Here is a 25,678-nt window from a genome sequence, read left to right on the forward strand (position 1 = left end):
GGCTCCTTAAAGCTCGTGTTGGCGAAGCCAATCATCGATGAGCGTTGTGAGATGCTGGCCGCTAAAGCTGGGGAAATGGCCGCCGTGCACGGTGCGGACGGGCAGCGTGCGCAGCCGCCGCATGCTGGCAGCGTAGTCGGTAAGATCGCTGTGCCAGAGGTCTTCAATGAGCGGGCCATCGTAAATCAGATCGCCCGAAATCAGCGTCTGGGTGGCCGCCTCCCACAGGGCGATGCCGCCGGGGGAGTGACCAGGGGTATGGATCACCTCCCACTGACGGTTCCCCAGGTCCAGTATTTCGCCATCCGCCAGCGGGCACACCTGCTGCGGTGCCGTGATGCGGTAGCGGCTGTGCGAATAAGGCTTGGCAGGGAGCGCCTCAAACATGTCATCGCTGAGAAACTGGTCAGCCAGGGTGCGCGTGTTGTCAGGTGAGGCCAGGATGTCCTCCTCGGCGGCATGCACATGGCAACAGCCAAACTCGTGGGCAGCGCCGATATGGTCAAAGTGCGTGTGGCTGGCCACCGCCAATAGGTCACGCTCGGCAAGCTGCGCCACGTGCTGGCGTAGCGGCACCGCGCCCAAGCCAAAGTCCACGACCATGCCCCGCTTGCTGCCCTGGACATGCCAGATATTGCAGCGATAAAACGGCTTGATCCACGGTTCGTCGATCAGGGTGATACCGTCCGCCTTGCTGTCGGTACGGTACCACTGCTGTGCATTGATGCGCTCAAGGCTCATGCGGGCACCCGCTTGGCGAGCGCAACCTTGCTGATCACAAAATAGAGCGCGCCGGTGATCACGAAAACCGGCAGCGACGCGCCAAAATCAAGCGGTGCGACCCAGTTCCAGTAGTAAGCCAGTAACGCGCCGACCGCGTAGCTGCCCAGCGCCAGCCAGTTGAAGGCGGGAAGGCTATGTTCAGCCTGGATCAATTGTGCCGAGGTATAGCGTTGGCGACCCAGCAGGTAGTAATCCACGATCATCAGGGAAAAGGCCGGTATAAAGACGCTGCCGATAATCAATAGGAAGGTCTGGAACTGGTCAAGAATGCCGGGGATCAGCGCGCCTACCACTGACACCACGCCAATGATCAACGCCGGTTTCCAGAACGGCACCTTGGGACGCACGCTCATAAACGAAAGCGTCGCGCTGTAAACACACATCACGTTGGTGGTGAGTACCGAGAAGAAAATCACCAGCGCCGCTGGCAGCCCAAACCCGAAACCACTCAGCAGGGCCGTGGGATCGTAGGTCTGCTCCATGCCTTCCGCGATGGATAGCGCCGAGACCGTGGCACCCAACCCCATGGCAATCAAGGTGGCCGTCACATAGCCGCCCCAGGTGCCGACGACCGCCGCCTTCAGTGTGCGGCAGTGGCGATTGTAGTCCGCCGCCAGCGGTATCCAGGAAAAAGCAGTGGCCACGACGATATCGAAGATCACGCCGCCACCCAGTACACCTTCCGGCTCTAACTGGGTAATACTCGGCAGGTCGTAATGGCGATTGAGCGCAAAAAGCACCACCGCCGATAGCCCCACCATTAACAGCGCCGCGATTTTCTCGACCTTTTCAATGCCCAAGTGTCCGCGAAGCGCGATCAGCACCACCAACGATTCGCACAGCACCGTAAACAGCGCCACGTTGGAGTAACCGGTCAGGCTTTCCACGGCGTAGTCCAGACTCATGCCGGCGAGTAGCGCCTGAATCCAGCTCCAGGCGATCAGCGCCAATAGATTCACCCAGGCGGGGAAATTAGCGCCTTTTCTGCCAAAAGTCCCTCGCGCCAGCACCATGGTGGTCATGCCGGTTTGCTGGCCCATCACCCCGATCAATACCAGCGGGATAATGCCGATCGCCGAACCAATCAATATCAGCAGCATCGCATGCTGAAAGGTCAGATCAGGGACTAAAAACATGCCGGTCAGGATGGTGGTGACCACCACATTGGCACCGAGCCACAGCGCAAAGGTTCCCGGCAGCCCAAGGCTGTGTTCAACATCGTCGGCAGATAGGGTGTCTTGGCCGAGCACATGATTATTCTTCATTGTTATCTCCTGTTGATATCAGGCTTTTCTGCCAAGCAGCGGCGTCAATTTCGATCAGTAAAGGCCCGCTCGTTTCGCGATTGGCGAGCGCCTCGGCAAACTCGGCGGGGCTTTCTACCAGTATGCCGGGGCAACCAAAGCCTTCGGCCAGGGTGAGAAAGTTGGGTGCCTGAATATCCACGCCTAAGCGGGCCACACCGTTGGCGTCCATATAACGACGGATCTCTTCGTAGCCGGCGTTGTGCCACAGCACAATCACCACCGGCAGGCGCGCTTCTACGGCGGTTGCCATTTCCGAGAGGGTAAACATCACCCCACCATCACCAACGAGAGCCACCACGGGCAGCTCAGGCCGTGCCAGCTGGGCACCCAACGCCGCCGGTAGCCCATAGCCCAAGGTGCCGTAACCCGTTGAGGCATTGAAGTAGCGCCTGGGCGCCGGCTGGCTGACCAAGTGATTACCGGCATATACCGGTGCGGTGGAATCGCCCACCAGGATCGCCTCGGGGAGATAATCAGCCAACGTTTTATAAAGCGGCACAAAGTCAGTAAAGGCAGGGTCGTTGACCAAATTAAGCGCGCCCAACGCTGCGGCGGTTCGCTCCATGCCTTGACGCTTCAGCGGCTCAGGACAGTGACCAAGCAGAAGCGCCAAGCTGCGCCCGGCATCGCCCACCAGTCCCAGCGTTGTACGCTGATTGCGTACCAACTGCTCGGGATCAAGGTCGATACGAATCAGCGTGCCGTTGAGGTGGAAGCCATCGTCAAAAACGACGTCATAGTCAGTCTCACCCAGCTCGGTACCTATCGCCAGAATGACATCCGCCTTGGCAGCTAGCTCACGAACGGCGGGCAGCGCGGCATTGGCGCCTAAGTCCAGAGGGTGATCACGGCCAAGCAGCCCCTTGGCGTTGATGGTTGTTACCGTGGGGGCATCCAGTTGCTCAACTAATGCTCTTGCGGCTTCCGGCGCTGAAGCGCAGCCCCCGCCCAATAGCACCAGAGGCTGCTTCGCCGCTTTTAGCAAGCGTGCAGCCTCGGCCAAGCCTTCTGGATCAGGCGCCGCGCGGTAAAGTGTGGGCGCTTGCCAACTGGCCGGCACATCCACTGGGGCATTAAACAGATCGATAGGGATTTCGATATGCACCGGGCCTGGACGCGCCCCGTTAAAAATGGCAAAGGCGCGGGCCAACACGTCGGGCAGTGTGTTGGCGTCCAGCAGCGTGTGGCTAAACCGCGCCACGCCGCTGATCATCTGCTGTTGGCTGGGCAGCTCGTGCAGCCGCCCTTGGCCTAAGCCCAGCGTATCGCGACGGTTGACGCTGGAGATCACCAGCATGGGGATGGAGTCCGCCAGGGCTTGGCCCATAGCGGTAGCAATGTTGGTCATGCCCGGGCCGGTGATAATCAGGCACACTCCCGGTTGGCCGCTGGCACGGGCATAGCCGTCGGCCATAAACCCCGCGCCCTGCTCATGGCGCGGCGTTATATGCTGAACATCGCTGCCTTCCAGCCCGCGATAAAGCTCTACCGTATGCACGCCGGGGATGCCGAACAGAACGCTCACCCCGTAAGTCTCCCGTAGCAGCCGAATGAGTAGCTCAGCACAGGTCACTGTGGATCGTTTACGTGCTTCTTCAACGCTCATTAAAGTCCCCTTAGAAGAAAAACGTATGGGCCATAAAGGCGATGATTGGCAGCGTAATCGCGGTACGCAGTAGAAAGATTGCCACCAGTTCCCAGAATTTGATGGGGATTTTCGACTTGAGCAGCAGCGCGCCTATTTCAGACATGTAAATCAGCTGGGTTAGGGAGAGACAGGCAATCACAAAGCGAGTGAGTTCGCTTTCAATATTGGTCGCTAATACCGCCGGTAGGAACATATCGGCAAAGCCTACCAGCGTTGCGGGCGCTGCCGCTTCTGCCTCTGGGATACGCAGCAGCTCCAGCACCGGCACCATCGGGTAAGAGAGCCAGGTAAACAGCGGGGTAAACTCCGCCAGAATGAGCGCCACCGTGCCAATGGCAAACACCAATGGTAGTAAACCTAGGAAAATATCCATCACGTTGAGCAGCGCCAAACGTGCTAGCTCGCGAGGCCCGGGAGCGCCAGCGGCGCGATTGGTGGCTTGAATCAAGCTATAACGGAACAGGCCGACTTTTTCGGTACGTTCTTCGTTTAACTGACAGCCGACCGGCTCATAGTAATCATTGGACTTGCGCGATAGCGGTGGGATTCGCGGCACAATGACCGCAGCGATTAACCCTGCTACCACGACCGTCGTGTAAAACTGTACAAACAGATGGTTAATATCGACGAAGCTGGTCACTAACAGCGCAAAGGCAATGGAGACCACAGAGAAATTGGTAGCAATGACGGAGGCTTCGCGACCATTGTAATAGCCCTGCTCATACTGCTGCGTGGTAATGAGCACCCCAACGGTACCAGACCCCATCCATGAGGCAGTGGCATCAATGGCGCTGCGTCCCGGCAGATTAAAAATTATCCGGAACGGCTTGCGTACCATGCTGCCGATAAACTCCATAAAGCCAAACTCGACCAGAAACGGTAGCAACAGCGCGGCAAAGAAGAAGAAGGTTAAGAGCACCGGCGCAAGGTCATTGAGCATGACGCCACCGGTAAAGGAGGCAGTGACGAACTCAGGCCCAAACTGGAAATAAGTCATCACAGCAAACAGTGCGCCTAAAGCGCGCATTGCCAACCACAGCGGCCCAACATGAAACATCTCATGCAACATGCCTTTTTTGGCCCAGCCAGGGTCAGCTAGCTTGGCGTAAACAGTGGCTACCACTGAAAGACAAAGCACGACTACCGCGATAGCAGGCAGCGCTGAGCCTAATAGCGTTTGCAACCCCTCCGCCATGAGGCCCATACCAATATTGATAGTATCGCCAAATTTAAAAGGGACGAGAAACAGCAAAACCCCAATTAAAGAGGGCACTATAAACTTCAGTAAATGCGCCTGGGGGATCGGCCCCGACGAGGTCGGCGCTGCGGTCTTAACGTTACTATTCGACATAGGGTTCACCTATTGGAAGTGATTATTGGAGGTGGGCTGGCGGCGTCGTGGCAGGAAGCAGTGCTTCCTGCCATATGTCTTTTTTATTAGCGCCTTATCAGGTCGGCTCTTTTTAAATCAAAACTGTCTTAAGAGCGGCTTAGTCGCCACGCTTCACGCCCGGCAGGACGCAGAGCATTTCATACAGCAGCGTGGCACCCATCAGCGCGGTGTTGCCGCTGGGGTCGTAAGGCGGGGATACTTCCACCAGATCACAGCCGACAATATTCAGGCCCAAAGCGCCACGGACAATTTCCAATCCCTGAGTAGACGTTAGGCCACCCATCTCGACCGTGCCGGTGCCGGGAGCAACGGAGGGGTCCAAACCATCAATATCGAAACTGATGTACACCGGAATATCGCCCATCTGTTCACGCACTTCGGCCATCAGCGGCGCTAGCGAGCGGTACCAGCACTCCTCGGCGGGCACCACACGGAAACCTTGATCGCGGCACCAGTCGAAATCCTCAGCAGCGTAACCAGTACCACGCAGGCCGATTTGTACGACCTTGCCGTGGGCCAACAAGCCCTCTTCCTGAGCACGTCGAAATGGCGTGCCATGAGCAATCGGCTCGCCGAACATGTGCTCGTTCACGTCGGCATGGGCATCGATGTGAATCAATCCCACCGGGCCATGCTTTTTGGCAATGGCGCGTAGAATCGGCAGCGTCAACGTGTGCTCGCCGCCCAGCGTCATCGGAATGCAGTCATGCTTCAGCACGTCGTCGTAAAAAGCGGTGATGATGTCGACGCTTTTCGGCAGGTGGAAGGTGTTGATGGGTACGTCGCCGATATCGGCTACCTGGAGGCTTTCAAACGGCGCGGCGCGGGTTGCCATATTGTAGGGGCGCAGCATGCGCGACTCATCGCGGATCTGGCGGGGCCCAAGACGGGTGCCGGGGCGGTTCGAGGTACCAATATCCATGGGAATGCCGATAAACGCCGCATCTAAACCTTCAGCGGTGTCTTGGGTAGGCAGGCGCATCATGGTGGCGGGGCCTGCAAAGCGCGGCATGGTGTTGCCGCCCAACGGCTGGTTGAACTCCGACATACACATCTCCTTGGATTTGTTGTGACGCTTTAGCCTGTGTAGCTTTCCTAACTTGCGGCCTTAGCTATCTCCTATAGGCGTTGCACAGATCATGCCAAGTCGTAGATCCCTATAAAGTGGTGGGATTACCGGCCAAACGATGCAAAAATGAATCAATCTGATGTTTAAATAATTCATTTTTGAATCAAAAATTCAAAAATGAATTATTTAAAGGGAGTCGATGGCAGTGAGTGAAATAGACAGACGTGTACTGCAAACCATTGTAGAGACCGCTAACGATCACTTCTTTATCGTCAGTGGCGATGGGCAAATAGTCGACATTAGCCCAGGGGCCGAAGCGGTTTACGGGGTATCACGAGAAGAGCTGCTCTCCAGCAATGTGCAGCAGCTGCAAGCGGCCGGGGTGCTCAAGCCCTCCATCACCATGGAAGTGATGCGCACCCGCCGACCAGCGCAGCTTATGCAGGTCACCGGAACAGGCCGCAGGGTCATTGCTGAAGCCTACCCCGTGTTTGTCGACGACAAGCTAGAGCGGATTATCAGTCGTTCCAGAGACTTAACCGATCTTCAACTGCTGCAAGACGAATACGCGCTGCTACAAAAACGCTTTAGCGAGCACTTAAAACGCAGCCAGGCCGCCCCGGATGCGGAAGAGCAGGCGCTGGATGATGCCCTGGATAATCTGCAGGTGCGCAGCAGCGTCATGCGTGAAATTGCGCTACTGCTCAAGCGGGTCGCCCCTTCAGATGCCAATGTGCTGATGCTGGGTGAATCGGGCGTGGGTAAAACCGCCTTTGCCAAACAGCTACACCGCTGGAGCCAGCGCTGTGACGGGCCGTTTATTGACGTTAACTGCGCGGCGATTCCTGAGAATCTGTTTGAGTCCGAGATGTTTGGCTATCAGCCCGGCGCTTTTAGCGGCGCGGCGCGGCAAGGTAAGGCGGGACTGCTGGAGCAGGCCGAGGGCGGCACGCTGTTCTTGGATGAAATAGGCGAGCTGCCGCTACTAATGCAAACCAAACTGCTCAAGGTGATTCAGGACGGCAGTTTGACCCGACTGGGTGACACCCGATCACGCAAGGTCAATTTCCGCTTGGTTGTGGCGACCAATCAGGATTTGGGCAAGCAAGTAGAGGCCGGACTTTTCCGTCTGGATCTTTACTACCGCCTCAACGTGATCCCCGTGACCTTGCCGCCACTACGTGACCGCCGGGAGGATATCCCCGATCTGGTTGAAGCGTGTTTAAACCGGCTCAACCAGCGCTATGGGCGGCAGAAAATCCTTGATACCCGCGTTTGGTCGACCCTGATGGGCAGCGAATGGCCAGGTAACGTCCGTGAGCTGGAGAATTGGCTAGAAAGAGCCTGGCTTTCCAGCCCCACCGATCAAATCGAGGTGCCCGCCGCACTCCCTCACGCCGAGCAGCAACCAGCCAGTTTGCCGAGCGCCTCGCCAGCAGCGTCGGCAGTAGCACTCGAGCCCCAGGAAACCCTCAAGCAGTACCTAGCGCGGCTGGAGCGTGAAACGCTTGAAGAGCTGTGCAACACACTCCCCAGCACCTACGCCATTGCCGAACGACTGGGCATCAGCCAATCCAGCGTGGTGCGCAGGCTTCAACGCTATGGCATTAAAGTCGCCAAGTGATATTCCGCTTGACACCGCGGCTGTCATAAAGCATCCATGTAAGTGTCATGAAACGGCAACACCTTCAACACAAGCTGAACCAATAACAACCAACAGCCGGTGATGTGTGGGCTATGTCAAATCAATCGCGTATCCGCCTGGAACGCGTTACCAAACGTTGGGACGCGTCCGCTGCCGTCGATAATATCTCTTTCGACGTCACGCCTGGGCAATTTGTCATTCTGCTAGGCCCTTCGGGCTGCGGCAAATCAACCACGCTGCGTATGATCGCAGGCTTGGAAGAAGCCAGCGGCGGGCATATCTATATTGGTGAGCGCGACGATTGAGTCATTGCTCATCAGGCCTTGAGTATTACTGAGTACTTTTTATCGGCATTCATATTAGGAAATTGGTCAATTTCCCTATGGAAGCTTTGGTAATAAACTCTCTTATAACTTAACGCCATAACACGCTATACTGAACGTTGGAATAGAATTCTAGCTGTGATAACAGTGAGCAATAAGACCAATAAAATAATTGCAGCTTAATGTTGGTTGTGACTACATGTGAGTAAATCACGGAATAGTCCCCTTCTAGTGTTCATCATACTCAACACCAGAGACCACATAGGCGAAAAGTGGGAGCTAAAATTGCCTATATCAATGCAGCGCCAGACTAGAGCTCAAAGAATCGCATCTGACATAGCAAGCCAAATCACTGAAGGCATTTTACGTAAAGGAGATAAGCTTCCTTCCCTACGTGAACACATGCGTTTGCACTGCGATTCCAAGAACACCGTCATTACGGCCTACGATTACTTAGCAGCACAAGGCTTGGTGGAAGCACGCCAAGGGCGCGGTTTTTTTGTTATGGCAATGCCTACACAAACAAATTGCGAGACACAACCGCTCCCTTACACTCGCGCACTCGACACTACTTGGATGATGCGCCAACAACTTGTACGCGAACCAGGGCATTCCCATCTGGGTGAAGGGTTCCCACCAGTCAACTGGCTTATGGATATGCGCCTGGATAAATTTCATCGCCAAGTTGTCCGCGGTGGCATTACCTCCCTATTCCGCTATGGCAACCGCTTCGGTAACGCCAGCTTACGAGAGCAATTGAGCAAAAAAATAGCTAGCTATGGCATTAACGCATTACCACAGCAGATTTTAACCACCTATGGTGCAAACCATGGAATGGATTTGATTATTCGGCGCTTTACCCAACCCGGTTCGACTGTACTAGTAGAAACTCCAGGCTATTACCCACTTTTTGGGAAGTTACAGCTCAGCGGTGTGCGCATGCTGCCCGTACGTCGCGAGGTGGATGGCCCAAATATAGATGATTTAAACAGTTTACTGATTAAGGAGCGGCCGACGCTGTTTTTCATGCAGTCTGTGTGTCACAACCCGACTGGAACTGACATTTCTGAGCATAAAGCACGCCAGATATTAGCCCTAGCAGAACGCCACGATTTAATCGTAGTTGAAAACGACGCAATGGCTGACTTCAAACTTAGCTCAGCATCCAAGCTCTCAGCGCTTGATCAGCTTGGCAGGACGCTATATTTGGGAAGCTTCTCCAAGTCGGTATCAGCGGCTTTGCGGGTTGGTTTTATCGCCGGTAGCGAAAAACTAATCTCCGAGTTGGCAGATATAAAAATGTTACTCCATATCGCTGGGGCAGAATATGCTGAACGTACAGTAGATGTCATATTACGTGAAGGGAACTATCTTCGTCATCTTTCCAAGTTACAGGCTCGGCTACGCACAGCTACCGCTGTCGCGCTAAAAATTCTAGAAGAACTCGGGGCGGAAGTCTTCTGCAAGCCAGAACAAAGTTTATACCTTTGGGCTCGATTTCCTGGTATAGAAGATGCTAACGAACTTACGCGCCACTGCATGAAACAGGGAGTTATGCTAGCACCCGGTGCTATTTTTTCGGTAGACCGGAATAATGTAGTTCCTTGGACGCGGTTAAATGTAGCCTATGTGGATGACCCAGCATTTCGTGCGAGCTTAAAATTCTGAACCAGGTTTTATATTAATCATGTTTTAAAAGTTATCAACCATCATCAAACCAAAATTTTAAAAGCAATATACCTTTTCTTCAAACAGAAAAGACCAATAAGACACCGGCCATATAAAATACTCAAGATAAGAGCCACTGCCTATTCAGACAGCAGCTCTCAACACCAACATAAACTTATAAAAAATGCTTTCAGGGAGGACTCACGAGTTTTAAATAATGACAAGCCTTATGTTGATAAATCATCCTAACTTCTCAGGTAAGAAAAGTATTATCTCTGGAAAGCTCATCAAAAGAATTAGCACTAGTACGTCCATTACAAGAAACCAGAAAACACCTTTAAAGATCGCACCAGTAGTTACTAAGTTCCCCACCACGCTTTTTATCACAAAGATATTCATACCTATGGGGGGGGTTACCATCCCTATCTCAAGCAGTTTGGTAAGCACTACGCCGAACCAGATTAGGTTAAGTTCTACGCTGTCAACGATAGGTAGAACAATAGGAAGGGTCAGCAGCATGGCTCCGATCGGCTCTAAGAACATACCTAATAATAAGTAGATCAGCACAATAATTAATAGGATAATAAAAGTGCTAGCGCCAGCCTCAATAACCATCGAGGAGAGATAGTCACCAGCACCAGAGAGCGATAGAAAGCGGGTAAGCAGGCTAGCCCCCATGGCAATGATGAGAATCGTTCCCGTAGTAAGTAGGGTTTCCAAGACAGCGCTACGCAAACGATCCCACGTTAAAGTGCGCTTACATAGCGCCACGACACATGCGAGAAATGCACCTACAGCCCCTGCCTCGGTGGGGGTGAAAAGGCCGCTGAATAGGCCTCCAAAGATGCCAAACATAATCATCACCACAGGCCAGACTTCCCACAGCGCTTTCAAACGCTCTTGCATTGAGACCGACTCTTTTGGTGACGGAGCTAACTCAGGGTTAAGCTTAACTCTCACAATTACCACGATGATATAGCCAAGCACAGTGAGCAGGCCGGCGGCAATACCGCCAAGAAACAGCTTGGTAATCGGTTCCTGGGCAATAATACCGTACAGAATCATGATGATTGAAGGGGGTAACAGTGCCCCCACGGTACCTGCAATAGCTACAGTGCTGGTGGCCAATCCTGGGTTATAGCGATGCTTGATCATCTCGGGTACAGCGATACGCCCCATAGCAGCCGAGCAAGCCACTGATGAACCGCATACGGCAGCGAAGCCAGTAGTGCCAAATATGGAGGCCACCGCCAACCCTCCAGGGACTCGGGATAACCATAGCCGAGAGGCCCGAAACAGCCCCTGAGTCAGCTGGGCATGGTAGCAAATATAGCCAAGCAAGAGGAACATAGGTACCGAGCTGAGCACCCAGTTGGCGGAGAACTGATAGGGAATCAAACCAAGAGAGCCCCAAGCGATCCCCCATCCCATTAGGTACCAAAGACCGCCAAACGATACTCCGATCAATGCCAACCCTACGGGAATACGCAGCGCAATTGAAACAAACAGCACAACAAGACCACAGAGCCCGATCTGTACATCACTCATGGGATCCTCCTCGAGGTTCTTGCATCTCAGGAAGAACATCCCATGCAATGGCTTGTTCTTCATCGTTCACTACCAGGCCGCTACACGCTCCGGTCAAATAGATGGCAAACTTATAGATCATCACAAGCGCCAGCATGCCCAGCCCCAAGGGCAACATGAAGTAACCAGGCCACGTGATGATGGTGGTGCCCCCCTCTACTAGAGAGGCATTAATTTCAAACTTAATCATTGCCTCAGCCCAGGTCTTTATCGTCATTAATATCAACACTGCGGCACTGAGCGGTAGCAACCAATGTGCTAAATGATACTGCACACGCAATGGCAGTCTCTCTGTGACCACTTCCACGGTTATATGAGCATTCAGCTTTTCCGCATAAGCGAGTGGTACAAAGGTAGCAATGATCATGTAGTAGTTAGCAACATAAGTAATCGTGCCCGGTAGCGGCGCTGAAAATAGATATCGTAATATTACGTCTGCAGTAATATGCAACATCATCAGCACAATGGCACAGCCACCTAGCAGCGTAGTAACGCTCGTTAATCCGGAAAGCCAACGTCCGAGCCGGTACATAACAGTTCTCCTGAAGGTTGTTACAGCTCACTAAACTCTCAAGTGAACCGAACATTGGCGACAGCCACGGTTGTAGTTATACCGTCCTGTTTTGTAAGACACAGAGAAAGCTCAGCAACCATGCCATCGCAAGATGTGACCCTGCCCTCAGCAATGAGTACCTCCCCGATATAGGCGGCTTGGCGATTGCTATAACGAAAAGCAGTCAGCTCTCCCTCTCCATCCAGCCACTCCTCAACCATTTGAGTCAGCCAATCCCCTTGAAGCGGACCATCAATAAGCAGTTGAGGGTGCCCCTCATGTTCCTGGGTATAGGAAAGATCGTAGTGAATACGGTGGGGGTTCCAGATCGCCGCGTTATAAAGGAAAAGCTGAACCGTATCTGCCTTGAAATCCCGGCGAGGCAGCGCGCCGCCTTCTCTAATGTTGAAACTAGGCATCGTTCTCATCTCGCAATACGTGTCAGATATTCTGTAACGACTGGTTCGCCGACACTGGTTTCAAAGCGGTTTTCGAATACCATGAAAATCAAAGGGCCTGAGCCACCCTGTTTTTCGTAGAGATCCGTTAGTTTTTGGGTGCAGACCAGTACGTCCCCCGCGTAGGCACGCCGATAGATTTGGTAGTCACTACCTCCCGCCATAATGCGCTTGAGCGGTAATTCAGGGATCAGTGAGCTATCCGGTTGGCGCCCATCAGGCAGCAGCTCACTTAAAGGAATAACCGGCATCATGGCGCTGAAAAGAAACAGCAAAGGGGCTTCATCACCCTCAAGATAACGACGTTGGCGCTGACCAGTGGCAACAGCATATTTCTTGATATCATTCCGAGTAACTTCGAACTCGAATGGCGCTAGCTCCGTGCCAATGAGTGCCCGGAGCTCATCTGTAAGAAGATTCATGACTTCCTCCTAATCGAGAGAGCTGGGCTCAATGTGCCCAGCTCTGGTCTCATAGACCGTGTTTCTCTACATCGACTTTGGAGAAAATCTCTTCCCAGTAGAGATCAGCCAGCTCCTGCTCAGTTTCCACGTTCTGCACTAAATCGGTCCACTTCTCCAGTAGCCCCTGGAAGTTCGCGATCATTTCCTCACCATTCTCGACACCATAACGCGTGCGGTAACCCTCAGCGATGTGCTGCATGTCGTCTCGGATAAACGCTTGAGTCTTGTCGATTAGAGCTTGATCAGCATGGTGGATCGCCACGCCTCTTTGCTTGGCCTCGGACAAAATACGATCTTCTTGCTGGTGATAAATCCAAGGAACCCCAGCAGAGAACACACTTGCAGCACGTAGCATTACTTCGCGCTGCTCCAGGCTTAAGCTTTTCCAGGTATCGGCATTGATATTAGTGCCAGCGATGGGCATTGGGCCGCCAGGTACGTCCATATTAATGTCGGTTACTACATCAGTGAGGCCGAAATTATGGATCTCTGGGGAGGCAAGTACGATACACGAAACCACACCCTGGCCGAGTGCCTCAAACATCTCATTAGCCGACATAGTAACGGGAGATGCACCCACCGACTCAGCCCAGCGTGACCAGTTGGAAGCACCCACACGCAGACGCATACCTTTTAGATCCGCTTCAGTTTCAACCGGTTCATTACAGACTAACCCGTAGGAAGTGCCGCCTGTGCTACCGGTATAGACTTGATTCTGCGCACTAAACTCTTGGCTACATTCTGGGCAATTAAAAAAAGTGAACTCAGATAGCGCGCCCATAAAGATCATTCCTTCCCGGCCTTGCGCTTTCTCGCCCAACAAACCGACCAACATAGACGCCTCAACGGCCATATTGCTGTGCGGATATTCTGATGGGAAATAGGACGTCAAAACAAAGCCAATATCAGCCATACCATCACGTACGCCTCCAGACGTTTCTGCGAAATTCAACAGAGACATAGGGAAAATGCGAACGCTGAGCTCACTATCAGATAGCGCTTCGACTTCGTCTGCGTATTTTTTGGTCACGTCCACTACAGAAGAACTCGGCGGATGACCGATCGCATAACGAAGTGTCCGTGCTTCAACGTTAGAAGCTAGACCGCAAAACACAAGAGTTCCAGACATGACCAAGCTTGCCATGGATTTGATATTCATATTGTCACCTTGTTGGATTTGTTATTTGAAATTTCAGTATCAAAAAATCAAATTACCCCGTTCTCACGTAGTAATGAGATTTCCTTTTTAGAGCGGCCTAACCAGCCTTCGTACACGACTTCGTTAGATTCGCCCGACCTTGGCGCCTGTGCGCCCTTCTCGTTGGTGCCTAAAGACATTTTTATTGGATTACCAAACACCTCGAAGCTTTTTCCTTTGTATTCCACCGGTATAATCATGTCGCGTTCACGCACGTGAGGATCGGCGACTACTTCATCAATCGTTTTGATGGGTGAAAGAGGAAAACGGGTACCGGTCATTTCCTCCAACTCCGCCTTGGTATGGCTAGCACACCAACGCTCCACCACGGGCCGTACCCGGCGCTCATAGGTGGCGTTATCAAAGCGCTTGGCCATGGTGTCGATCTCTGGATCCTTGATCAGCTCTTGGTCGCCAAACACTTGGCATGCTTCGCGCCAAAACTTATCGGTATAGGCACCAAAAAATACATGGCCGTCTTTACATACAAACCGTCCATAGGGCTTCACAAAGGGATGGCCGTTTCCCTCGGGCACTGCGACTTTGCCGGTGGCTGTGTAGTTAACCAAAGCGTTTTCAGTCAGCGATATGATGGAATCCTGTTGAGAGATATCTACATGCTGGCCGAGGCCTGAACGCTCTGCCTCGCGCAGTGCGCCTAGCGTTCCTATGGCACCATATAAGCCCGCACTGAGATCGCCCAACACGGTGCCTACTCTCATAGGTTCCTCAACAGTGCCATTTATAGACCACAGCCCGCCCGAAGCCTGTGCGCTGCTATCGAATGCAGGGCGGAGAGCATTTGGCCCCTTTTGGCCGAATCCACTTATACTGGTCATCACAATGGCCGGATTAATATCACGAAGCGCTTTAAAACCCAGCCTTAACTTCTCCATAGTTCCAGGACGAAAGTTTTCAATCACGATATGAGCCTTGCGCACCATATCTAGGAAAAGCTCGTGCCCTTCCTTTGCCTTGAGATCGAGACTGACAGCCATCTTGTTTCTATTGTATTGAGCAAAGAAACCACTAATGGCTTCATTCGCTACATCTATGGCGGGTGGAAACTCCCGTGTGAGATCAGGATCTTTAGGATGCTCAATCTTAATAACAGTAGCGCCCATATCAGCGAGCATCATGGTGCAATAGGGGCCAGCGACCACACGGGTAAGATCAAGGATAATGACTCCTTTAAGAGCCCCTTTCGCCATTAGCGGCATGCCGGTTGTTTCCGTCATTTGTCCTCCAGATTTGTTGTCGTATTGTTATACTGGCTGCTAGCGTGCTCACGCGTTGCCTTCCAGGCTCGTGCTACACGGGAAGCCGTTTTGCGGCCCAGATATTGATCCGCGAAATCACCTGCGCTGACAACACTTTCCAGATCAATACCGGTAGCCAAGCCCATACCTTCAAATAGATAAACTAAGTCCTCAATGGCGACATTTCCTGTGGCCCCAGGGGAGTAGGGGCATCCTCCTAAGCCGGAGACCGAGCTATCGAAGGCCCGAACGCCTGCTTCGAGCGCAGCCAAACAGTTCGCGACTGCCATTCCCCAAGTATCGTGAAAATGAGCAGCGAGATGTTCAACTGGCACCTCCTTGGCACAGGCAGAAACAAGGTTTCGCACATCGCTGGGCACACCAGCGCCTATAGTGTCGCCAAGACTTATTTCGTAGCACCCCATGCGATAGAGACGTTTCGACACCCGAACTACATTGGCAATAGGCACCGCTCCATCAATGGGACAACCCAAAACGCACGATACATAGCCACGCACACGAATTCCGTTGTCCTTTGCCGCAGCTATCACCGGTTCGAACCTCGCAAGGCTCTCGTCAATGGAACAGTTAATGTTGCGTCGATTAAACGTCTCCGAAGCCGCAGTAAAAATGGCAACGTCGCGGCAACCATTTTCAATCGCCATCGACATGCCATGCTCATTGGGAACCAAAACGCTATAAGTCACACCGTCGCGAATGGGTAACGCCTTCAGCACCGCGTCAGTCTCTGCCATCTGCGGCACCCAGCGTGGTGACACAAATGCACCTGCTTCAATATGGCGTAAGCCAGCATTGACCAACTTCTGAATAAACGCAGCTCGGATACTGGGAGGCAATATTTGGGTTTCATTCTGCAGCCCATCGCGAGCTCCAACCTCCATTAGGCGCACGGCTGGTTGACTCATTATTTACGCAACTCGTTGAGTAGCGCTTCGGCTCGATCGGAGCGCACATCATGATCCATAACCATCTGGCGCACTAGCTGATCCACCTCCTCACCCCGAGCCCCCGCAGATAACGCAATATTCCGCGCATGCAAGGCCATGTGACCGCGCTGAATACCTTCCGTGGCAAGCGCACGTAAAGCGCCAAGGTTCTGCGCTAGCCCAACGGCTACCGCAATCTCAGCCAGCTCCTGTGAACTTTTAACACCTAGAATTTTCAATACCAGCCTGGCTAGTGGATGCGTCTTGGTCGCCCCACCTACCAGCCCTACAGGCATCGGCATTTCTATCGTCCCGACCAAGTGGTCTTCCCGGTCTTTTTCCCACGTGGTAAGCGAGCCATAGTGGCCGTTGCGGCACGCATAAGCATGCGCGCCCGCCTCTACTGCCCGCCAGTCGTTACCGGTGGCGAGAATCAACGGGTCAATACCGTTCATAATGCCTTTGTTATGTGTGGCCGCTCGATAAGGATCAATCGCCGCGAAGGTATAGGCGTCAATAATACGGTCTATAACGTCTGTACCTGTAAACTCACTCGTCTCGAAACACTCCGGAGCGATGCGCACCTGCGCCCGCGCCAGACGTAAATCAGCTAAGTTAGATAAAATGCGAAGCCGCACTGTGCCGCCGGTGACTTCTTCGATCAAGGGAGCAACCGCCTCGGCCATTGTATTAACAGTGTTAGCGCCCATGGCATCACGTACATCCACTACCAAGTGCACCACTACCATGGGGCCTCTAGGGCTTTCCATGAAAGTATGCACCTCTAAATCGCGACAACCGCCCCCAAGTTTGTTAAGTAGTTGATCCTTAGTGTTGGCCAGATCGATCAGCCGATGCTTATTACGCAGCAAACTCAGCCGTGCATTGGCGGGATCGCCGAGTCCGACGATTTGAATTTGTGCGCGCATTAATGGAGCGCTACTAGAAGTTAGAAAGCCGCCACCAGGGCGCGCCAGCTTCGCCATATAGGAGGCAGCGGCAACAACGGAGGGCTCTTCCACGACCATTGGCACGAGTACATCACGGCCATTGATCATAAAGTTACTTGCTAAGCCAAGGGGTAGCTCAAACTTACCGAGCACGTTCTCAATCATGCCATCAGCAATTTCGATTGAAAGCGCGCCGTCATCACGAAGCAGAGCTACTTCCTCTATATCCAGATCAATATGCTGAGACAGAACATCAATACGCTCTGACGGTGAAAGGTTGCGAAAGCCAGGAAGTTGGGAACTATTGCTCACTATATCCCCCTTTTGGGATGTGTTGTTATTAGAAGCGCTAACTTTCGCGCTTATACTGGCTTCTAACATATCCGCACCTGTACCCATAAAAAAGGTACAGTTAAGACGGACAGGAGTAATGAAGGAAACGATAATTAATGGGGTGGTAGCCCTCTGCTCTGTCTCGGGACATGAAGAACTATCAGTGCATCCGGCTAATTGATTATTCGAGAGAGAGGCAAAGAAAGAAAACTCTTCGCATGCACTAACGAGAGTTTTGAATATGAATAGTTATGCAGGATGCTAAGCAGAGGAATAGGTAGCTATATGACGCCAAAGTCGCCAAATGATTTTCTGCTTGACACAGCGAAAGTAATAAACCATCCATGTAAGTGTCATGAAACGGCAATACCTTCAACACAAGCTGAACCAATAACAACCAACAGCCGGTGATGTGTGTGCTATGTCAAATCAATCGCGAATACGCTTAGAGGGCGTCACTAAACGTTGGGGCGCCTCTGCGGCTGTCGATGGTATTTCGTTTGATGTGACCCCAGGGCAGTTTGTCATTCTACTGGGCCCTTCAGGCTGTGGTAAATCCACCACGCTGCGTATGATCGCGGGCCTGGAAGAGGCCAGCGACGGCCAAATTCATATCGGCGAGCGCGACGTCACGCGGCTGCCGCCCGGCGACCGTGGGCTGAGCATGGTGTTTCAGTCCTATGCCCTGTTTCCGCACTTAAGCGTTGCCGACAATATCGTGTTTGGCCTGCGCAGCCGCAAAGTACCCAAAGATGAACAGCGCCAGCGATTGACCAAGGTCGCCGAGCTGGTCGATTTAACCGATTACCTAGACCGCAAACCTGCCCAGCTTTCCGGCGGCCAGCGACAGAGAGTGGCGCTGGCGCGCTCAATTATCTCCGAACACCCTATTTGCTTAATGGACGAGCCGCTCTCCAACCTGGACGCCCGGCTGCGTAGCGATATGCGCCGGGAAATCAAAGCGCTGCAAAGCCGTCTGAATATGACGGTGATTTACGTCACCCATGACCAGGTGGAAGCCATGAGCATGGGCGATCGTGTGATTCTGATGCAGCACGGCAAAATCGTGCAGGACGGCACTCCAGACGAGCTTTATAACCGCCCAGCTAGCGCTTTTGCCGCCAGTTTTATTGGCAGCCCCGCCATGAACCTTCTGCCCCTAATAGCCGGTGAGACTGGCGCCGTCATTGAAGGCGAGCCAAGCACGCCCATAGCCCCATTGGAGGCCGCTGGGGGACACTTGGGCGTGCGCCCAGAAGATATTGAGTTACGGTCAGCGTCGTCGCCCGGCGTACCCGCCAAGGTAGTAAGTGAAGAGTACTTGGGGGCAGATACCATTGCCTATGTCGAGGTGGGCTCGCATACCCTGCGCGTTCGATTAAGCGGCAAACCGCTATTGAGCGGCCAGCCATGCAGCCTCTATTGGGCGTCCAAGAACATACAACTTTTCGATGCTAACGGTCTACGGCGCGATGATACGCCACTAAGCGATTTCGCTCCGCCAATCCGCAGCATTCCTCGTCCACCGGCGGTGGGCTCTTTCCAACACTGACAGCAGTATTGACACTTGCGGAGTCTCTTATGCGTTTGCGTACCCCTTTTGCAATGACCGCCCTGGCAGCGGGCTTGTTAAGCGCCGCCCAGGTAAACGCGGATAGCGTCGATCTGACCATGTACTACCCGGTCGCGGTGGGCGGTGCACTCACCGACGTCGTTGATAACCTGGTGGAAAAGTTTGAAAGCGAATACCCCGATATCAACGTGGAAGCGATCTACGCCGGTAACTACGACGACACCCGCGTGCGCGCCATGTCGGCGATGGAAGCGGGTGATACGCCCCAACTATCGGTCATGTTCTCCATCGACCTGTACGAGCTGATTGAGCAGAATGCCATCGTCGCCTTTGACGACCTGGTCGAAACCGATGAAGAGCGCGAATGGCTCGATGGCTTCTACCCAGGGCTGATGGAAAATGGCCAGCTGGATGGCAAAACCTACGGCATTCCCTTTCAGCGCTCCACCATCGTACTGTTCTGGAACAAGGACGCCTTTGAAGCCGCTGGCCTAGACCCAGAAACACCCCCGGAAAACTGGGAAGAGATGGCCGAGATGGCCGCTACCGTGCGCGAAGCCTCCAACGGCGAGCAGTGGGGTGTGATGGTGCCCTCTACTGGCTACCCCTACTGGATGTTCCAGGCCTTCGCCTTTCAGAACGGCCATCGGCTAATGAGCGAAGATGGCACCGAGGTCTACTTTGACGACCCCGCAGCGGTTGAAGCGCTGGAGTACTGGGTGTCACTGGCCACCGAGCACAATGCCATGCCCGACGGCACCATCGAGTGGGGCACCCTGCGCCAGAACTTCCTTGAAGAGTCCACGGCAATGATGTGGCACACCACGGGCAACCTAACCGCGGTACGCAGCGAAGCCAATTTTGATTTTGGCGTCGCCATGCTGCCGATGAAAACCCAGCGCGGCAGCCCCACCGGCGGCGGCAATTTCTACATTTTTGAAGACGCCACTGAAGAAGAACAGCGCGCGGCGATGACCTTCATTCGCTGGATGACAGACCCCGAGCGCGCAGCAGCTTGGTCAATTGAGACGGGCTATATGGGCGTTAGCCCCGCCGCTTATGAGACCGACGCGCTGCAAAGCTACGTGGAAGAGTTCGCGCCAGCAGCGGTCGCCCGCGACCAGCTTGAACACGGCACGGCGGAGCTTTCCACCTACCAGGGTGGCCGCATTCGCCGTGCTTTGGATAACGCCGTGCAAGCTGCATTAACAGGCCAGATGTCATCAGAAGAAGCGCTTAGCCAAGCCCAGCAAGAAGCCGACAGCGTGTTACGCCGCTACGCCCGCTAATCGTTAGGCATTTCACTGTTTGCCGGGGCATGCCCCGGCTTTTCCAACGTGCGGTACGTCTCTATGTCATTCACCAACCACCGCAAAATGCAGCTCTACGGCGCGCTTCTGCTGCTGCCCGCTGCGCTACTGCTGACGACGTTTGCTTATTTACCAACCGTGACAACGGTCATTAACAGCCTGTTTTTACCCGGTTTTCGCGGTGCACCCACTGAATTCGTAGGCCTTGAAAATTATCAGGTGTTGTTCGATGACCCGACGTTTTGGAAAGTAGCGCGTAACAACTTAATTTACGCCGTCGGTACGATTCCTACGTCCATCGCGCTGGCCTTGGGTATGGCGCTGTTCGTCAATGGCAAGCTTCGCGGGCGGGGCTTTGTGCGCATGGCCTACTTTACGCCGACGATTCTACCCATGATTGCCGCGGCCAATATCTGGATGTTTTTCTACGCGCCGCAGATTGGCCTATTCAATAAACTGCTCGGCATGCTGGGCTTTTCCGGCGTTAACTGGCTGGGTGATCCAAGCGTTGCGTTAAGCTCGGTGATCGTGATGTCGGTGTGGAAAGAAGCCGGCTTCTTTATGATTTTCTACCTGGCGGCGCTTCAGAGTATGCCACCCGAGTTAAAAGAGGCGGCTGACTTAGAAGGCACTAGCCGCTGGAGCTTCTTTTGGCGTGTCACCTTTCCGCTACTCATGCCCACCACGCTGTTTGTGCTGATCAACGCGCTGATTAACTCGGTGCGGGTCGTGGATCACCTGTTTATCTTGACCAAGGGCGGGCCCAACAACGCCACCAACCTGCTGCTTTATTACGTCTACGAGAATGCGTTCTCGTTCTTTGACCGCACCACGGCCGCCACCATTACGGTGGTTATTCTGCTGGTGCTCGCGGTAGTGGCCACGCTTAAGTTCACGATGTTAGATCGCAGGACGCACTATCAATGAATACCACCACGACCTATGCGCCCCGCTCCCGTTTCTTCTCAATTCCAGCGCTGGAAACCGTGGCCGCGTGGCTACTGGCGATTATTTGGATTTTTCCGCTGCTGTATGCCTTTTGGGCCGCCTTCCACCCCAGCGAATTTATGGTGAACTTTGAGCTCTTCGCCCCGCTGACACTGGAGAACTTCACTAACGCCTGGTCTCATGCGCCCTTTGCCCGCTACTACCTGAACACCTTTGCGCTGGTGACAGGGGTGGTGATCGGTCAGTTTGTGATCTGTACCCTGGCGGCATTTGCCTTTGCGCGCTTTCCGATTCCCGGCAAAAACGTTCTGTTTATGCTGGTGCTAATTCAGCTCTTTGTGTTCCCCGAAGTGCTGATTGTCGAGAACTACCGCATCGCCAGTGAGCTGGGGCTGATCAACACCATCACCGGGATTGGCTTACCTTACGTGGCCAGCGCTTTGGGTATTTTTCTGCTTCGCCAAACGTTTAAAACCATTCCCCGAGAGCTGGAAGATGCTGCACGCATCGAAGGCTGCAACTGGCTGGAAATTTTGTGGAAGGTCTACGTACCGCTAGCCAAGCCTACCTATTTGGCTTACGGGCTGGTCTCGATCAGTCACCACTGGAACAACTTCATCTGGCCATTAGTGGTCACCAACTCGGTAGAGAGCCGCCCGCTCACGGTCGGGTTAGGCGTCTTTTCCGCGCCGGAAACCGGCGTCAACTGGGCGACTGTGAGCGCCGCAACGTTGCTCAGTATCGCGCCCCTGCTAGTGGCTTTCCTGCTATTCCAACGTCAGTTCGTTCAGTCGTTTCTGCGCGCTGGGATTCGCTAGGCAAAATCCTTTGAGTTTTCGTGCGACAATTCTCCCTCAAGCACGCGATAAGGAGAGCATCGATGCACGGCGACCCTCACCCGGCAGCCCTCAAGGTACTGCAGGAGGTATTTGGCTACGACAGCTTTCGAGGCCCGCAGCAGGCCATCATCGAGCATGTCATCGCCGGGGGCGATGCGCTGGTATTGATGCCCACCGGCGGTGGCAAGTCGCTGTGCTATCAGATCCCAGCGCTACTGCGCGACGGCACCGCGATTGTGGTCTCGCCGCTGATCGCGCTGATGCAGGACCAGGTAGCGGCACTGGAACAGAACGGGGTTAGGGCGGCTTACCTCAACTCCAGCCTCGATTATCACGAGGCGGTCGAGGTAGAGAACCGCCTGCGGGCGGGCGAGCTGGACCTTTTATATATCGCGCCCGAGCGGCTGGCTACGCCGCGTATGCAGATGCTTTTGGAGCAGAATCAGATCGCTCTGTTCGCTATTGATGAAGCCCACTGCGTCTCCCAGTGGGGCCACGATTTCCGCCCGGAGTATCGCCAGCTTTCCCATCTGCATCAGCGTTTCCCCCAGGTGCCACGCATCGCCCTCACCGCCACCGCCGATGTGCCCACCCGGCACGACATCATGGAGCATCTGCAGCTTCAGGAAGCGGCGCTTTACAACAGCGGCTTTGACCGGCCCAACATTCGCTACCATATCGCCGAGAATCAGGGTAACGCCAAGGAGCAGCTGCTGCGCTTTATCCGTGAGCACCACGACGGCGAGGCAGGTATCGTCTACTGCCTTTCCCGACGCAAGGTGGAGGAGACTGCCGCCTGGCTGGAACGCCAGGGGCTAACGGCACTGCCCTACCACGCGGGGCTTCCCCCCGAGCAGCGCCAGCACCACCAGACGCGCTTTCTGCGTGAAGATGGCGTGGTCGTCGTGGCCACCATCGCCTTTGGCATGGGCATCGACAAGCCGGACGTGCGTTTTGTTGCCCACCTTAACCTGCCCAAGAGCATCGAAGCCTACTACCAGGAGACCGGCCGCGCCGGGCGTGACGGTCTGCCTGCCGATGCCTGGATGGCCTACGGCCTTCAGGACGTAATCACGCTGCGCCAAATGCAGCAGGACTCCAGCGCCGCTGACCAGCAAAAGCGCATCGAACAGCAGAAGCTAGATGCCATGCTGGGGTTGTGTGAGATCATCAGCTGCCGCCGCCAGGCGCTGTTGCATTACTTTGGCGATCATCTGGACGCCCCCTGCGGCAACTGCGATAACTGCCTGACCCCACCCGAGACCTGGGAGGCCACCGTGGCGGCGCAAAAGGCGCTCTCCTGTGTCTACCGCACCGAGCAGCGCTTCGGCGTGACCTACCTGGTGGATGTGCTGCTAGGCAAAAGCAACGAGCGCATCACCCGCTTTGGCCACGACAGAATTAGCACCTACGGTATAGGCAAAGACCTTTCGGCCAGCGAATGGAAAGCGCTCTTTCGCCAGCTGATTGCCAGCGGCTTTTTAAGCGTGGATATGGAGGGCCACGGCGGCATCAAGCTTACTGCCAATGCCAAGCCGGTGCTGCGCGGCGAGCAGACCCTAACTCTGCGCAAGCCAAGCAACAAACCCAGCAAAGCCAAAACCGCCCGCCGAGGAAGCAAAGGCGCCTCTGCGCCCCAGGGCCACGGCCCGCTGTGGGAAGCCCTGCGTCAGCACCGCCGGGAACTGGCCGAAGTCCAGGGCGTACCAGCCTATGTGATCTTCCACGACGCCACCCTGGCTGAAATGGTCGAGCAGAACCCCCAGAGCTTAGAGGCACTGGGTGCGATCTCCGGTATCGGCGCGCGCAAGTTGGCGGATTACGGCGAAGAATTCCTGGCCGTTATCCAAGCGCATCAGGGAGCTGAGTAAAACAGCTGAATCAGTGGGTGCAGTGGTTCTTACGAGCGAGAATTAGAAAGGCTCAAATGATCGTTATTTTCAAAATCGCTCACTTGGCGCAATCTATACATAAGTGAGGAGGAGAATAGATGGCCATTCAGCATAAAACAGCCGATAAGCGCCGCAAAATGGGGGCCGCTGCAATGCGTACCTACCCCCATATTTCACATAGCTGGGGGCTTAAAGAGAGCGAGGCCGCTCTGCTGTTGGGAGTACCTGATTCCACCTATCGCCGTTGGAAGCAGGCACCAGAGCAGGCCAGCTTGGATGCTAATCATTTGGAGCGAATGTCGTTGATTCTAGGGATCTACAAAGCGCTGCATTTACTACTTCCCAACCCAGAAAGCGCTAATAGCTGGCTGCAGAGACCCAACAGCACGCCTCTTTTTGCTGGTCACTCACCAATGGAGCGCCTGTTAAGTGGGCGAGTCTCTGATCTCTACGTTGTTCGCCAGCATTTAGATGCCGCTACCCCCCGTCCCTGACAGTGCTCCCCCCGCGCTATCGCGGCCGCATCAAATACACCGGTATCCAAAATCCAGGCGGTGACGAGGCTGGCGGGCGTAACATCAAACGCCGGGTTCCACACGGGGGCATCGCTGGGTGCCCACACTACCTCGCCAAAGGCGCCAGCTGCACCACGGATCTCGGCTGGGTCGCGCTGTTCAATGGGAATATCCGCGCCGGTGGCGCAGGCGGGGTCTACCGTGGTGTAAGGGGCCACCACATAGAACGGCACCTGGTGATAGTGAGCGATCACCGCCAGCATGTAAGTGCCCACTTTATTGGCAAAGTCGCCGTTGGCGCAGATACGGTCAGCGCCCACCATCACTTTATCCACCTTGCCTAACGCCATCAGGCTCGCGGCCATGCTGTCGGTAATTAGCTGGTAGGGAATGCCTAAGTCCGCCATTTCCCAGGCGGTTAAGCGGCCTCCTTGTAGCAGCGGGCGGGTTTCATCCACATACACATGAAGTTCTACGCCGCGCTGTTTGGCCACCGCCAGCGCGCCAATCGCGGTGCCCACTCCTGCGGTGGCCAGCGCCCCGGTGTTGCAGTGGGTGAGCACACGGTCACCCGTTTTCAGCAAGTCAGCGCCCCGTTCGGCCATCTGTTGGCACAGCGCACGATCCTCTGCAAACAGCGCGGCGGCGCGCTCGGCTAGAGCATTGGCGCCTTGCTCAAAGCAGGCTTCCATGGCATCCAGGCAGTACATTAGATTGACGGCTGTTGGACGCGTGGCGCGCAGGCGATCGCTGACTTGCTGCCAATCATGTTCTGGATGGCGCGCGGCGAACTGCGCCAGCACGAAAGCGGCGCTCAAACCAATCAGTGGTGCGCCACGAATGGCTAGGTTCTTAACCGCCCCCTGCCACGCCTCGGGAGATTCACAGGGCACCCACTTTTCAGCTTGCGGCAACTGAGTTTGATCCAAGTACTCAAGCGTATCGGCATGAACCCGCAAACTGCGTGACTGAAGTTGAGGCATCGATGGACTCCTTAAGCACTTGATCGGAACAGC

At 54.4% G+C, this 25,678-nt stretch carries 23 protein-coding genes; 9 read left to right on the top strand and 14 right to left on the bottom strand.

Translation table 11 applies throughout. The features are described from left to right. Positions 1-6 precede the first annotated feature (6 nt). From ACXUPB_RS18095 to speB, 5 genes are all read right to left on the bottom strand, one after another. Positions 7-741, bottom strand: coding sequence for an MBL fold metallo-hydrolase (locus ACXUPB_RS18095; protein ID WP_035561326.1), 735 nt, complete (start codon positions 739-741; stop codon positions 7-9). Continuing rightward, on the bottom strand, positions 738-2,048 hold the full coding sequence (locus ACXUPB_RS18100; protein ID WP_035561323.1) for a purine-cytosine permease family protein: 1,311 nt from the start codon (positions 2,046-2,048) through the stop codon (positions 738-740). The genes ACXUPB_RS18095 and ACXUPB_RS18100 overlap by 4 nt, the downstream gene beginning before the upstream one ends. Continuing rightward, the gene (locus tag ACXUPB_RS18105; protein ID WP_035561320.1) at positions 2,038-3,696 is read right to left on the bottom strand and encodes a 5-guanidino-2-oxopentanoate decarboxylase; all 1,659 of its coding nucleotides are present in this window, start codon (positions 3,694-3,696) and stop codon (positions 2,038-2,040) included. The genes ACXUPB_RS18100 and ACXUPB_RS18105 overlap by 11 nt, the downstream gene beginning before the upstream one ends. 10 nt (positions 3,697-3,706) lie before the next feature. Further along, positions 3,707-5,089: a YjiH family protein gene (locus tag ACXUPB_RS18110; RefSeq protein ID WP_035561317.1), complete on the bottom strand. Its 1,383-nt coding sequence runs from the start codon at positions 5,087-5,089 to the stop codon at positions 3,707-3,709. Between the two features lie 139 nt (positions 5,090-5,228). Next, a complete protein-coding gene (gene speB / locus ACXUPB_RS18115) occupies positions 5,229-6,179 on the bottom strand; it encodes an agmatinase (RefSeq protein ID WP_035561314.1) in 951 nt (316 codons plus the stop codon). A 220-nt stretch (positions 6,180-6,399) separates the two neighbouring features. Between speB and ACXUPB_RS18120 the strand changes: the two genes are divergently transcribed. From ACXUPB_RS18120 to ACXUPB_RS18130, 3 genes are all read left to right on the top strand, one after another. Further along, positions 6,400-7,824, top strand: a complete 1,425-nt coding sequence (locus tag ACXUPB_RS18120) for a sigma-54 interaction domain-containing protein (protein ID WP_472953787.1) — start codon at positions 6,400-6,402, stop codon at positions 7,822-7,824. A 113-nt stretch (positions 7,825-7,937) separates the two neighbouring features. Then, the gene (locus tag ACXUPB_RS18125; RefSeq protein ID WP_472953788.1) at positions 7,938-8,150 is read left to right on the top strand and encodes an ATP-binding cassette domain-containing protein; all 213 of its coding nucleotides are present in this window, start codon (positions 7,938-7,940) and stop codon (positions 8,148-8,150) included. 303 nt (positions 8,151-8,453) lie between these two features. Next, on the top strand, positions 8,454-9,836 hold the full coding sequence (locus ACXUPB_RS18130) for an aminotransferase-like domain-containing protein (RefSeq protein WP_246362284.1): 1,383 nt from the start codon (positions 8,454-8,456) through the stop codon (positions 9,834-9,836). Between the two features lie 240 nt (positions 9,837-10,076). On the opposite strand, the gene ACXUPB_RS18135 is transcribed toward ACXUPB_RS18130, so the two are convergent. The 8 genes from ACXUPB_RS18135 to ACXUPB_RS18170 are packed head-to-tail and all read right to left on the bottom strand — an operon-like array spanning position 10,077 to position 17,564. After that, entirely contained in the window at positions 10,077-11,384 is a 1,308-nt protein-coding gene (locus ACXUPB_RS18135) for a TRAP transporter large permease (protein WP_472953790.1), read from the bottom strand. Beyond that, the gene (locus ACXUPB_RS18140) at positions 11,377-11,955 is read right to left on the bottom strand and encodes a TRAP transporter small permease (protein WP_472953792.1); all 579 of its coding nucleotides are present in this window, start codon (positions 11,953-11,955) and stop codon (positions 11,377-11,379) included. The genes ACXUPB_RS18135 and ACXUPB_RS18140 overlap by 8 nt, the downstream gene beginning before the upstream one ends. A gap of 38 nt (positions 11,956-11,993) precedes the next feature. Next, on the bottom strand, positions 11,994-12,395 hold the full coding sequence (locus ACXUPB_RS18145; protein WP_035561299.1) for a hotdog family protein: 402 nt from the start codon (positions 12,393-12,395) through the stop codon (positions 11,994-11,996). A gap of 5 nt (positions 12,396-12,400) precedes the next feature. Continuing rightward, positions 12,401-12,856, bottom strand: a complete 456-nt coding sequence (locus tag ACXUPB_RS18150; protein WP_035561296.1) for an FAS1-like dehydratase domain-containing protein — start codon at positions 12,854-12,856, stop codon at positions 12,401-12,403. 49 nt (positions 12,857-12,905) lie between these two features. Beyond that, entirely contained in the window at positions 12,906-14,057 is a 1,152-nt protein-coding gene (locus ACXUPB_RS18155) for a C4-dicarboxylate TRAP transporter substrate-binding protein (protein ID WP_035561292.1), read from the bottom strand. 47 nt (positions 14,058-14,104) lie between these two features. After that, a complete protein-coding gene (locus ACXUPB_RS18160) occupies positions 14,105-15,334 on the bottom strand; it encodes a CaiB/BaiF CoA transferase family protein (protein ID WP_472953794.1) in 1,230 nt (409 codons plus the stop codon). Continuing rightward, positions 15,331-16,281 (bottom strand): hydroxymethylglutaryl-CoA lyase, encoded by a 951-nt coding sequence (locus tag ACXUPB_RS18165; RefSeq protein WP_472953796.1) that lies wholly within the window; start codon positions 16,279-16,281, stop codon positions 15,331-15,333. The genes ACXUPB_RS18160 and ACXUPB_RS18165 overlap by 4 nt, the downstream gene beginning before the upstream one ends. Continuing rightward, on the bottom strand, positions 16,281-17,564 hold the full coding sequence (locus tag ACXUPB_RS18170) for a hydroxymethylglutaryl-CoA reductase, degradative (protein WP_472953797.1): 1,284 nt from the start codon (positions 17,562-17,564) through the stop codon (positions 16,281-16,283). Before ACXUPB_RS18170 ends, ACXUPB_RS18165 begins: the two co-directional genes overlap by 1 nt. A gap of 442 nt (positions 17,565-18,006) precedes the next feature. Here ACXUPB_RS18170 and ACXUPB_RS18175 point away from each other — a divergent pair, with 442 nt between their 5' ends. From ACXUPB_RS18175 to ACXUPB_RS18200, 6 genes are all read left to right on the top strand, one after another. Then, a complete protein-coding gene (locus ACXUPB_RS18175) occupies positions 18,007-19,137 on the top strand; it encodes an ABC transporter ATP-binding protein (RefSeq protein ID WP_472953798.1) in 1,131 nt (376 codons plus the stop codon). Positions 19,138-19,166: 29 nt separating this feature from the next. Beyond that, a complete protein-coding gene (locus ACXUPB_RS18180; RefSeq protein ID WP_472953800.1) occupies positions 19,167-20,447 on the top strand; it encodes an ABC transporter substrate-binding protein in 1,281 nt (426 codons plus the stop codon). A gap of 63 nt (positions 20,448-20,510) precedes the next feature. After that, a complete protein-coding gene (locus tag ACXUPB_RS18185; protein WP_335596719.1) occupies positions 20,511-21,395 on the top strand; it encodes a carbohydrate ABC transporter permease in 885 nt (294 codons plus the stop codon). Then, positions 21,392-22,234, top strand: a complete 843-nt coding sequence (locus ACXUPB_RS18190; protein ID WP_472953802.1) for a carbohydrate ABC transporter permease — start codon at positions 21,392-21,394, stop codon at positions 22,232-22,234. The genes ACXUPB_RS18185 and ACXUPB_RS18190 overlap by 4 nt, the downstream gene beginning before the upstream one ends. Before the next feature lie 62 nt (positions 22,235-22,296). Continuing rightward, positions 22,297-24,126, top strand: a complete 1,830-nt coding sequence (recQ, locus tag ACXUPB_RS18195) for a DNA helicase RecQ (RefSeq protein ID WP_472953803.1) — start codon at positions 22,297-22,299, stop codon at positions 24,124-24,126. A 119-nt stretch (positions 24,127-24,245) separates the two neighbouring features. Further along, on the top strand, positions 24,246-24,641 hold the full coding sequence (locus ACXUPB_RS18200) for an antitoxin Xre-like helix-turn-helix domain-containing protein (RefSeq protein WP_472953804.1): 396 nt from the start codon (positions 24,246-24,248) through the stop codon (positions 24,639-24,641). On the opposite strand, the gene mtnA is transcribed toward ACXUPB_RS18200, so the two are convergent. After that, positions 24,596-25,645 (bottom strand): S-methyl-5-thioribose-1-phosphate isomerase, encoded by a 1,050-nt coding sequence (gene mtnA / locus ACXUPB_RS18205; protein WP_472953805.1) that lies wholly within the window; start codon positions 25,643-25,645, stop codon positions 24,596-24,598. The genes ACXUPB_RS18200 and mtnA overlap by 46 nt on opposite strands. Between the last annotated feature and the right edge of the window lie 33 nt (positions 25,646-25,678).

The sequence above is a fragment of the Vreelandella sp. DA03-1M genome (assembly GCF_055725665.1).